Raw genomic sequence first — 7066 nt, 5'->3', positions numbered from 1 at the left:
GGGCTGGCGATCCTCAAGCACACCTTCAACCTGTCGGATGAGGTGCTGTGCGAGCGCTGGGTGGAGAACCCTTATTTCCAGTATCTCACCGGCGAGACGTTCTTTTGCCATACGCTGCCGTTCGACCGCTCCTCGATGACGCGTTGGCGCAGCCGTATGGGCGAGGAGCGGATTATGGTGCTGTTGCAGGAGAGCCTCAGCCTCGCGGTCAAGACCGGGGCGATGAAACCGGCCGACACGCGCCAGGTGATCGTCGACACCACCGTGCAGCCGAAGAACGTCATGTTCCCGACCGACGCCAAGCTCATCCATCGGGCACGCGAACGGCTGGTGCGGCTGGCCAAGAGGACGGGTCTCCATTTGCGCCAGAGTTATGTGCGGGTCGGCAAGCTGGCGCTGATCAGCCACCAGCGCTATGCCCACGCCAAGCAGTTCAAGCGGGCCAACAAGGCGCTACGCAAGCTCAAGACCTATCTCGGCCGGACCATTCGCGACATTGGTCGCCAGATCGCCGGCGATCAGGGGCTGGACGCGCTGTTCAAATGGCCGCTCTACCAGGCCGCCACCGTTCTCGAGCAACGCCAGCGCCAGCGCGGCCGCAAGATCTACAGCCTGCACGCACACGAGGTGGAATGCATCGGCAAGGGCAAGGCGCATGCGCCCTACGAGTTCGGGGTGAAGGTGTCGGTGGCCACCACGCTGAAGCGCTCCAGGGGCGGCCAGTTCGCCCTGCATGCAAAAGCACTGCCCGGCAATCCCTATGACGGCCACACGCTGGCAAGCGTCATCCCCGACATGGAAAAGACCATCGGCAACGAGATCGGCCGCATCCTCGCCGACGCCGGCTATCGCGGCCACAACGCACCGCAGAGCCACAAGCTCAGGGTCTTCACCGCGGGCCAGAAACGCCGCGTCACCCCAGCCATCAAGCGCCAGATGCGACGGCGGTCGGCGGTCGAGCCCGTCATCGGCCACATCAAGAGCGAACACAGAATGGGCCGCAACTACCTCGCCGGCCAGCAGGGCGACACCCTCAACGCCATCCTGGCCGCCGCCGGCTACAACTTCTCCCTCCTGCTCAGGTGGCTGAAGGGGTTTTTGTCGCTCTTGATTGCCCTGCTTCAAATCCGGCCGAAGCCGGTCGCCGCTTAGGGCTCGGATTGTTCACGGTCGACTAGTGAGCACTCTCCAATATGTTAGGCTCTGTCGCAGTAGCGCAACAAGCTCAGTCTTTGGATGGGTGGTATGAGGATGAGACGACTGAATGTGTACAGGCTCAGTCTTTTTATCGAGGCTCTCGTTTTTGTCGTAAGCGCGTTCGGTGCGACGTGGCTTACCAGCTTTGTGAACGCGCCATGGTGGACATATGTGATTATAGCGGCCATCGCTATGGGCATGTTCGTCGCCGTGCGTGGGGTCCTTTCTGAGCCGCAACGTATGGGACTCTTGGCACACAACTCGGCAGCGACCTCTGCGTGAACCCAGACGCCTTGAAAATGTGCCCGATGCGTCCGGATTTTTGGCGGTGATCTTCATCAAATGCGATGAGCTGCAATTTCTGGCGACGGCCACGCTAAGGGCGGGCCTCCAGCACCATGTTGAACGGTGTCTCCGCGGCGCGACGCAATCGCTTGAAGCCGCCGCCGGTCACAACCTTGCGCAGCCTCGCCTCACCGGCCTGGGCTCCAAGCGCGAGCCCGACTTCCTGCGACACGGATGCGGGCGTGCACACGAAAGTGGAAGCGGCATAGTAAACGCGGCCGACGGGATTGAGGTTCGCCGCCAGATGATCATGCGCGAACGGCTCGACGATCATCCACGTGCCGTCCGGCTTGAGCGATCCGTGGACATGGGTGGCGGCGCCCGTCGGGTCGCCCATGTCGTGAAGGCAATCGAAGAATGTGACGAGGTCATAGGTTCCGGGATAGCTCTTGGCGGCCGCCACGTCGAACCGCGTGTTAACGCCGACGCCGGCTACCTCGGCCGCCTTGCGGGCGCGCTCAATCGAAGGGGCATGATAGTCGAAGCCGACGAAGCGCGAATTGGGGAAGGCCTGTGCCATGAGCACGGTCGATGCACCATGACCGCATCCAACATCCGCGACGTCCACGCCGCGTTCGAGCTTCTCGACGACGCCCTCCAAGGCCGGCAGCCAGGAGTCGATCAGATTGGCATTGTAGCCTGGACGGAAGAACCGTTCCGTACCGCGAAACAGACACGCGCTATGATCGTGCCACCCGACGCCCTTGCCGGACTGGAATGCCTGCCTCACCTTTTCTTCATCGAGCCACAGCGCGGACAGGAACTCGAATGCGCCTGCCATGAAGGCCGGGCTGTCTTCATCAGCGAACACCAGCTCTTGCTCGGCGTTGAGATAGAATTTGTCGCTCGCTTCATCGTAGTCGACGTAACCCGCCGCCGCCTGCCCGGAAAGCCATTCCCTTACGAGGCGTTCCTGGGTGCCGGTGCGTGTCGAAAGTTCGGCGGCCGTCATCTTGCCGCCTTCGCGCAATGCCTTGAACAGGCCGAGTCTGTCCCCCAGCAGGACTCCCGCGCCCGTTGCGATCGCACCGAGATCGCCGACCATTTTCCCCAAGAATGCGTCCAACTTTTCCTGATTCGCTTCAGACATCTGAATCTCCCTTTGGGTTCAATCTCTCCAGGCGACGGAGCCGTGCTCGTCATGAGGCGCCTTGAGCATCAGATGCTCGAAGACATGCAGATATCCCCGGCGGCTCATTCCGCGCTGCCGATCCTGCACCAGACCATATGGGTGACGACCGGCGCGGTGGTCGGGAATGACAGCCACCTCCATGCCGTTGAAAAGCAGGAAATCCGTCACTTTGCCCTCGTCGGTAACCGGCGGAGCCGGAGTGGTCGTCACCAGGGCAAGCCCTGTTGCAGCAGGTATCCTTGGGCAGCCTGTCAGAACATCGATGACTCCGGTTGTGGTGCCGGGGTGGGCGATCAGGGGCCAAGTGATTGTTCCGCGGCGGCTGTATGTTGTGGTAAGGTGATCATGCGAACTCTTGTTGGTCGGTCACGTGTTTTGCGGATGACCCGCATGTACTGTGCCAAATGAGAAAACCATTCAAACGCAATCCAGTAGATCTGACTGTATCCGACATTGTCGGAATTTGGACATCGCCGAACGCGAAGCGCTCGGGGCTTGTGACGATACTTGAGCGTGCTGCTTCGGAGGAGGGATGAGCCTCGAACCGGCCGCGAGGCCTTTTTCTGGCAACGGATATTCCGGCCGGGTTAGGCCGCGAGGAAAGCGACGGTGAATAAGAGGTAGAGGACCAACCGTTTTGAGCGGGTAGTTGCCGTGTTGCGCCCCCAGGCAAAGGCCAGCACCACGGAGCAGTATTTCTGGTGGCGATACTACAACGCCTTTTAGTGCCGGTTACCCGTTTTTACCCAGTTGGCCTGGTGCATTCAGAGCGAGCTCGTTGGAAACCGCTTATTGTGGCTATGAGCGAACTCGGGATGGAGGAGTGGACCCAAAAATTGGCAAAATGCCCCAGGGAGGATTACATGGGTCGCTCATTCCCCGTACTCGTTACAGGTGCGCGTCGCTTCGCAAACAGCTTGCTTTTGACTTGGCGTTTTTTGCCGTCTCGGCATCGCTCACTAATTCGGCCGCTGCCGACACCGTGAACTGGCGTCAATTCGAAGGGACCAGCATAACTTGGGCCTACGACATCCACCCCTATGCGGATGCTCTCGCTGCGCAATTTCCGGAGTTCGAGAAGCTGACCCGGCATCAAGGTCACGCCGGAACTCTACCCAGACGATTCTTACTGGAACAAGATGACGATCCAACTGACGACGAAGTCGCCAGCATGGGATGTGTTCGGCACTGGCATTCAGCCCGCGTAGGACCTCGCTCCGAGTGGCGCCCTGGAGCCGCTGGACAAATACCTGAGCGATTGGAAGCTTACCGATGCTGGATACGACTACATTACGTGGACATGATCAAGAAGTGCGCGGCTCCTTCCTTCGCGTCCGGCCGCAGCGCGATGACGATCGACTCAAATATGTTCGGCTTCTGGAACGATGTTGCGGGGAAGCCGGCATCCGGCAAGATCGCCTTCGCTCCGCCGCTGCACGCACCGAGCGCCACGAGCTTGGAGTCTGACATCTGGATCTGGGCTCTCGCCATGAACGCGGCTTCCGAAAAGAAGGGCACGGCCTGGCTGTTCATCCCGTGGGCCACCTCCAAGCAGGTGGCGCTCAAGGGTGCCCTTGCTGGCCAGCTCGTCAATCCGCCGCGCACGTCGACCTGGCAGACGACACCTGGACTAAGTACGCTTCGCAGCCCGAGTTCAACAACTTCGTTGACAGCTTCAAAAAGATACAGGACCAAGCCGCGCTGGCTTTCACACCGCGTGTCGGCTTCGGCGAAGCCATGAACGCATGGGCCGTGGCGATGCAGAAGATGGTAAACGGCGATGACGTCGAGACGACGTTGAGGGCGCTTGCCGAAGAAATCCGCACTGGCCTCTGATCAAAAGGAACAGGGCAGTACTATTGCACTGCCCTGTTCCCGCCAACGGCGGAGATCACGCCGTGTCACCCCAAGCACTTAAACCCAGCGTGCCGATGGCAGCCGAAGGACCTGGCGCGCGCGCCTCGTCCGGTTCGGCTTCGCTGGAGGGGCGTTCCATCGACTGTTTCAGCCTTGCAATCATCCAGGCGCTGGCCAAAAGCCAGATGGAGCGCCGGCTCAGGAACCGGCGCAAAAACTCGAGCCTGCCGGCGCTGATCGAGCTGGTGCTGGCGCGGCCGCTGGTGTCGGCAGGTCTGGTCGCGGCCGAGCTGAAAATTAGCCAGCGCGCTGCGCTCGGGCTGGTGCCGAACTCGGCATCCGTGAGGTGACCGGCAGGGGGCGCTACCGGGCGTGGGACCCCGTTTAGCTGCGGCGGGCTTTGGCGAAAGCGACAGCACTGATGATTTTTGCTGTACGCTCATTCTCCCTCATCTGCGCGTTGACAGAAAACCAGCAGGCGAGGGTCACAGCACGCTGTGCTCCCCGCGATTTCCGGAAAACCAATGAAAAACGACTTTGATCGATCGCGCGGGACGTATCATTCAACCATGTCGAGAACGGGCGTGACGGCACGTACACTATGGACCGAGAGAACTTTGTCTGGCGACTTTGCGCACGCTTGCAAAACTCTTCGGAAAACTTCCTTCTGTTGATCCAATGATCGTAATGAGCTGGAGTGGCATCGCCGCTCTCCTCGGTTCTTGCTCTCTCAGTTGAACTTGATGCTAGCCTGCACGAAAACGCCGTAGCGCTTTGCCTTCCAATCGTCGGCCTGCGGGGAACCACGACCGCCCATTGCCTCTTCGAAATGAGCGGTGCCGTTATTCGCCACGGCCGCAACACCGCCTCGAGCTGGACGCCATGCCCATCGCCGTCTTCGGGAATTAGCTTGATCTTGGGCGCATGTGGTGCTGCTCTTTGCCGTCGAGCCGCGTGAAGAGGAACGCCACGTCACCAGAAAGGCTGAGTCGCTCGGTGAGTTGCGTCTGCCCGGCCAAGCCGAGTCGCAGCGAATGCCAATCGTTGTCCTGGCTGAGAGGTTGACGTAGGTGGGACGGTTGGCACACAGGTTCCCCAGTTGGTCGCCTGCTGCGTGCAACCGAAAGCATCGTAGCTCTCGTGCCAGAAATTGTTGCCAACAAAAGCACCGATGCGGTAGCGCGGTGAGTTCAAGAAATTATATCCAAGATCGGCGGTGAAATAGCTGACGCCGCCCCCGCGCTGATCACTGAATGTGTTTGAGTAGCCCCCCATTTCCGTAAGAAGTCCTCGTCATGAGAAAATCCTCCCTGATGCCGCCCGCACCGAGGAGGCCTTTACGAAAATGCCAGTCGGATTGTGGACTCGAATGCGCGTCTAGATCGTCATAGGTGAGCCGCGAGACCAGTGACGTACCTTTATGATTGTAAAGTTCCTTCGATGCGTTGCCGGTACTGGCCAGTAACGTAGTCCACCCTCGAAGGAAAAGACTGAGGCCGCCGACCCGGCTACCGACGCCGACTCGCAATCACCGGCACTCGACGGCGGTTCGGAACTTCTCGGTGCCGCAGCGCCGGCCAAGCCGGACGGGCCCGGTGAAAAATTCGTCGTCGAGGGCAAGGCGCCCGCTGCTGCGCCCGGCCGCGCCGACGATTTTTCTTGGCCGCCAAGGCGGCAGCCTGCGGCCGGGGCCACAACCGAAACGACCACGGCGATCAGTCCGTAAGCTGCCCGGGGCAGCGGAAGGGCGGAAAGCGCCTTCAGGTGGCCGCACAAGTAGGGTCTCGAGACGGACTCAGCGCGGCAGCACGCTCGATCCCATCAGCGCCTCATCGATGGCGCGCGCCGCCTGGCGGCCCTCGCGGATCGCCCAGCCGCCCAGCGACTGGCCGCGCCGCACGTCGCCCGCCGCATAGAGCTTTTCGACGCTGGTCCTGTAGTCCCGGTCATTGGCCTCGACATTCTTCGAGCGGCGGCTGTCAATGGCGATCTTCATCTGGCCGGCCAGTTCCGACACCGGCCCGCGAGCGGCTGGCCCGGCAAAGCCGATGGCGATGAACGCGAGATCGGCGCGGATGACGAATTCGGTGCCGGCGATCGGCTTGCGCTTTTCGTCGACTTCGCAGCATTTGACCCCGGTCAGCTGGCCGTTTTCGCCGATGAATTCAAGCGTCGCCACCTGGAATTCGCGCTCGGCGCCTTCGGCCTGCGAGGATGACGTGCGCATCTTGGTCGCCCAGTATGGCCAGACCGACAGCTTGTCTTCCTTTTCCGGCGGCTGCGGCCGGATGTCGAGCTGGGTGACGCGCACCGCGCCCTGGCGGAAGGCGGTGCCGACGCAGTCGGAGGCAGTGTCGCCGCCGCCGACGACGACGACATGCTGGCCGCCGGCGAGGATCGGATGCGACGGCCACGCCACCGACTGGATCGGTTCGCCGCCGACACGCCTGTTCTGCTGCACCAGATAGGGCATCGCGTCATGCACGCCGCCGAGATCGTCGCCGGGAATGCCGGCCGCGCGCGGCGTTTCGGAAC

Annotated in this window: 6 protein-coding genes and 2 pseudogenes; 4 read left to right on the top strand and 4 right to left on the bottom strand. The window is 61.4% G+C overall.

Annotated elements, in window-relative coordinates:
- The coding region (locus EN884_RS19440; protein ID WP_127385333.1) for an IS5 family transposase at positions 1-1152 on the top strand (1152 nt) is incomplete at its 5' end.
- Between the two features lie 421 nt (positions 1153-1573).
- On the opposite strand, the gene EN884_RS19435 is transcribed toward EN884_RS19440, so the two are convergent.
- The 3 genes and pseudogenes from EN884_RS19435 to EN884_RS39665 all read right to left on the bottom strand — a co-directional run bounded on the left by EN884_RS19435 (position 1574) and on the right by EN884_RS39665 (position 4207).
- Positions 1574-2632, bottom strand: a complete 1059-nt coding sequence (locus EN884_RS19435) for a class I SAM-dependent methyltransferase (RefSeq protein WP_024504268.1) — start codon at positions 2630-2632, stop codon at positions 1574-1576.
- Positions 2633-2689: 57 nt separating this feature from the next.
- Positions 2690-2911 (bottom strand): annotated as a pseudogene (locus tag EN884_RS19430) (insulinase family protein); the annotation flags it as partial.
- Between the two features lie 1053 nt (positions 2912-3964).
- On the bottom strand, positions 3965-4207 hold the full coding sequence (locus EN884_RS39665; protein ID WP_224571023.1) for a hypothetical protein: 243 nt from the start codon (positions 4205-4207) through the stop codon (positions 3965-3967).
- A gap of 3 nt (positions 4208-4210) precedes the next feature.
- Between EN884_RS39665 and EN884_RS39660 the strand changes: the two genes are divergently transcribed.
- From EN884_RS39660 to EN884_RS39655, 3 genes and pseudogenes are all read left to right on the top strand, one after another.
- Positions 4211-4510, top strand: coding sequence for a hypothetical protein (locus EN884_RS39660; protein WP_224571022.1), 300 nt, complete (start codon positions 4211-4213; stop codon positions 4508-4510).
- Between the two features lie 62 nt (positions 4511-4572).
- A complete protein-coding gene (locus EN884_RS40285) occupies positions 4573-4881 on the top strand; it encodes a helix-turn-helix domain-containing protein (RefSeq protein WP_236473435.1) in 309 nt (102 codons plus the stop codon).
- Between the two features lie 1181 nt (positions 4882-6062).
- Positions 6063-6257, top strand: a pseudogene (locus EN884_RS39655) (DUF459 domain-containing protein); the annotation flags it as partial.
- A 69-nt stretch (positions 6258-6326) separates the two neighbouring features.
- Here EN884_RS39655 and EN884_RS19410 read toward each other — a convergent pair.
- A partial coding sequence (locus EN884_RS19410; RefSeq protein WP_164895062.1) for an FAD-dependent oxidoreductase occupies positions 6327-7066 on the bottom strand: 740 nt, incomplete at its 5' end.

Source organism: Mesorhizobium sp. M7A.F.Ca.AU.001.01.1.1 (genome assembly GCF_004022735.1).
GTDB classification, from domain to species: domain Bacteria; phylum Pseudomonadota; class Alphaproteobacteria; order Rhizobiales; family Rhizobiaceae; genus Mesorhizobium; species Mesorhizobium ciceri.
The sequence above is the reverse complement of the archived record's forward strand: the minus strand, read 5'-3'. Positions and strand labels throughout refer to the sequence as shown.

Coding starts and splice junctions, on each gene's coding strand:
- EN884_RS39665 (WP_224571023.1), bottom strand. CDS start 4,207: ATGAACAGCCAGGCCGTGCCCTTCTTTTCGGAAGCCGCGTTCATGGCG.
- EN884_RS19435 (WP_024504268.1), bottom strand. CDS start 2,632: ATGTCTGAAGCGAATCAGGAAAAGTTGGACGCATTCTTGGGGAAAATG.